Below are 3,023 nucleotides of genomic sequence, written 5' to 3'. Positions count from 1 at the left end.
CCCAGCTTTGCATCACTTCCTGGGCCTTGGCGTTACCGGCCTTGGCCTTGGTGGCGACGTCGTTGAAGAAGTCAAACATCAGCAATGTCTTCTTCAGCGCATCAGCGGCCACACCGGCGACTTCAGCGTCGTCCAGCAACTCAATCAGGGGGTGAACGTTGTAGCCGCCCACCATGGTGCCCAGCAGCTCGGTGGCCTTGGCCTTGGAGATGAGACCCACCTTGATATCGCCGTGAGCCACGGCAGCCAGGAAGGAAGCCTTGACCTTGGCTGCATCGTCCACACCAGGCGGCACGCGATGAGTCAGCAGGTCCATCAGGACTTCTTCTTCGCCAGCGGGTGGGTTCTTGATCAGCTCGATCAGGTCAGCAACCTGCTTGGCATCCAGAGGCAACGGGGGGATGCCCAGTGCGGCGCGTTCTGCCACATGGTCACGGTAGGCTTTCAACATGGGGGGTCTCTCCAATGGTTTTTGATAAAGGCTGCGCGGTTAGCGCGAATTACAGGGCTGACATATGTGCGATATGTCAGCCCTCAGCCTCGCGGGACTTACTTGTTGTCCAGCAGGCTAGGAGGCGGGTTCTTGCGGATGGCTTCAGCCACTTGTTGCTGCTCGGGGCTCATGCATTCGTCAGCCAGTCGCTGACCAGCCTTCTGGTTCATCAGCATCGACTTGTTGGCAATCTGCAGCCACACCGCACCAGCGGCCTTGTCTTCCAGGCGCACGGTGCCGGTCGAGGTCTTCACGGGGACCATGTGGTACTTGAAACCACGGCCGTCCACGATGAAGTAGCCGGGGTTGGCCGTATCAGCGTTCACGTTGACAAAAGCACCCAGTTCGCAGGCGATGCGACCTTTGTGCACACGCTCAGCCACGGCCAAGTCTTCTGTGCTCAACGCAGCAGAAGCGGGGCCGGCGGCCACGACAGCAGCGCCGCCCGCAACGGCGGCTGCAGCAACGGCTTTGCCCTTCTTGGCGACAGGCGCCTTTTTGGCAACGGGTGCCTTCTTGGTAGCCACAGCCTTGGCCTTAGCCTTGGTTGCGGTTTCGGCCACAGCAGAGTGGCTGATTGCCAGCAAAGGGGCGGCAATCATCAAAGTAGCGATCAGGGTCTTCATAGGAATAGCTCCTGCAGACTTGTTATGAGTTCGTTTTGGGGGTCAGTGCGAGGCAAACCAGGGTTGAACTTCAACCGGCAAGGCCTGCCCCGTCTGGTGAGCGCGCTCAAGCAACTGCCAAAAATAGCGGTAGCTGGCGCGGTCGTGTAGTACACCACCAAAATTGATGGGCGCCCAATTCTGCACTGCTGCAGCGGTAAGAATCTGTGCCGCTTGCTTTACTTCGTCTTCCGCAGGAGAAAAAGCGCGCAAGATGGGACGAATCTGATCCGGATGAATGCTCCACATGCGTGTGTAGCCCAGCTCGCGCGACGCTTTTTGCGCACAAGCCTCCAGAGCCAGGGGATTCTTGAATTCAGTCACGACGCAATGCGAGGGCACTTTGCCGTGGGCATGGCAGGCGGCGGCGATCTCCAGCTTGGCGCGTACCACCATGGGGTGCTCAAACTGGCCCTGCGCCGTCATGGCCGATGCCGGAATCGCACCACCGTGGGCCGAGACAAAATCCATCAGCCCGAACGAGATACTTTGCACGGCCGGGTGGGCGGCAATGTCAAAGGCCTGCTGCACTGCGGCAGGCGATTCAATCAAAACATGTAGCGGCACGCGCTTGCCTGTAGCGCGCTGCAGGGCTTTTTCGGCCTGAAGCACGTCATCCAGACTTTCGACCTTTGGAATCATGATGTGGCACAGGCGCTCTGCGGCGTTGCCAGCAATGATGTCCATATCCTGCTGAAAGTGCTCATGGTCCACCGCATGCACCCGCGCTGCCACGCGCGCGCCATGTGCCGCGCCGTTGGCCAGCTCGGCCACCAGCTTTGCATGCTGCGCTTCCTGCCCCACGGGGGCACCGTCTTCGCAGTCCAGCGTGACGTCAAACACGCAGGTGCCGAACTCTTGCATCATCTCGGCCTGCAACTGCAGGCTTTTGCGCATGCGCACTTCCACGCCGCTGTAGTGATCACAAACGGGCAAACGCTGGGCGCCACCTTGTGCGTCCAGCAAGACCTGAGCGGGATGAACCAATTCTTTCGTCATGACTTGCGCTGCGCCACTATGAAAAGTCGAGGAAAAGCGAGCAGACGCTGACCGTCAGCTCGCAGGGGGTAGGCCGCCTCAATGCGGCGCTCGTATTCAGCTAGAAACTCAGCTTGCAACGCGGCTGGCAGGCCTTCTACAAAGGGCTTAAGGCCCGTGCTGCTGAGCCACTGCACAATGGCCGCCGCCGAATCCATGGGGTGCTGGTAGATGGTGTGCCACACATCGACGCTTGCCACCTCATGCTTGGGCGCAGCCAGTAAATCGTAATAAGCCCCTATGGGCAAAATCTCGGTTCGCACCTGGTCTGCATCGCCGATGTACGGGGCAAACTGCGGCAATTGCGCGACTTCGCGCATCAGCCGGTGCGAGGGTTGCTGACGGTTGTCAGGCATCTGAATCGCTAGCACGCCACCGGGCGTCAACAGCGAAAACAGACGGGGAATCAGGGTTTCATGCTCACCAACCCACTGCAGGGCGGCGTTGGCATAGATCAGATCAGGCGCTGCTTCATTGGCAGCGGGGGTCCAGGTGGCGATATCGCCTGCCTCGAACCGGGCCTTGGGCAACTGCTTGCGAGCAGTCTCCAGCATGGCCTGAGAGTTATCGATACCGAGCACGCTCGCCTTGGCAAAGCGTGCGGCCAGCAACTCGGTAGAGTTACCCGGCCCGCAGCCCAGATCCACGATGTGGAGGCTGCGAGCCGGTTGCTCGACCAGATTCACCCGTGCCAGCAACTCTGCCGCTGGGCGCGTGCGCTCATTGGCAAAGCGCAGATACAGCGCGGGGTTCCAGTCTTGCATGGTGCTTATTACAGCAGGTGCTTGACGCCGTCTTGCTCGCCTTGCAGCTCAGCCAGAGTCTTG

3 protein-coding genes and 1 pseudogene are annotated in these 3,023 nt (G+C 60.0%); all 4 read right to left on the bottom strand.

Going from position 1 to position 3,023, the window contains the following annotated elements; translation table 11 throughout:
* Positions 1-451: pseudogene (locus RSF91_RS19725) on the bottom strand (bifunctional aconitate hydratase 2/2-methylisocitrate dehydratase); the annotation flags it as partial.
* A gap of 98 nt (positions 452-549) precedes the next feature.
* Positions 550-1,119: a hypothetical protein gene (locus RSF91_RS19720; RefSeq protein ID WP_332569993.1), complete on the bottom strand. Its 570-nt coding sequence runs from the start codon at positions 1,117-1,119 to the stop codon at positions 550-552.
* A 42-nt stretch (positions 1,120-1,161) separates the two neighbouring features.
* Entirely contained in the window at positions 1,162-2,157 is a 996-nt protein-coding gene (locus tag RSF91_RS19715; RefSeq protein WP_332569992.1) for an HpcH/HpaI aldolase/citrate lyase family protein, read from the bottom strand.
* A complete protein-coding gene (gene tam, locus RSF91_RS19710) occupies positions 2,154-2,960 on the bottom strand; it encodes a trans-aconitate 2-methyltransferase (RefSeq protein WP_332569991.1) in 807 nt (268 codons plus the stop codon). The genes RSF91_RS19715 and tam overlap by 4 nt, the downstream gene beginning before the upstream one ends.
* Positions 2,961-3,023 lie beyond the last annotated feature (63 nt).

The organism is Comamonas sp. (genome assembly GCF_036643215.1).
Taxonomy (GTDB): domain Bacteria; phylum Pseudomonadota; class Gammaproteobacteria; order Burkholderiales; family Burkholderiaceae_C; genus Comamonas.
Note: the sequence above shows the minus strand (reverse complement) of the source record. Positions and strands in the feature narration are given on the sequence as shown.